1 pseudogene is annotated in these 359 nt (G+C 70.5%); it reads right to left on the reverse strand.

Going from position 1 to position 359, the window contains the following annotated elements:
- Nucleotides 1–130: 130 nt before the first annotated feature.
- Nucleotides 131–359 (reverse strand): annotated as a pseudogene (locus IG178_RS24620) (MBL fold metallo-hydrolase); the annotation flags it as partial.

Raw genomic sequence — 359 nt, forward strand, 5'->3', positions numbered from 1 at the left:
AGGCGATCGGCCGCGGGATCAACAGGGACTTGACCAGCAGCGTCGTCTCGCGAGCGCCGAGCTCATCCGGGTCGAAGGACCTGCGCTGGATCTCCATCTCAGCGGGCGGAGGCTGTGGACGGGCTGCGGCTCACCAGCCGCGCTCGCGCCACTCGTCCAGCGACGGGCGCTCCTGGCCCAGCGTGGTGGATTCGCCGTGGCCGGGGTGGATCACGGTGTCGTCGTCGAACCGGTCGAAGATCCGCTCGACGACTGACGTGTAGGCCTGCTGGAAGGCCTCCGGCGAGTTCGTCTTGCCGACGCCGCCCGGGAAGAGGGCGTCACCGGTGAAGATGCGCACCGGGCCCTGGGGGTCGCGG

It is taken from the genome of Neoluteolibacter marinus, assembly GCF_014904755.1.
Classification (GTDB): Bacteria; Verrucomicrobiota; Verrucomicrobiia; order Verrucomicrobiales; family Akkermansiaceae; genus Haloferula; species Haloferula marina.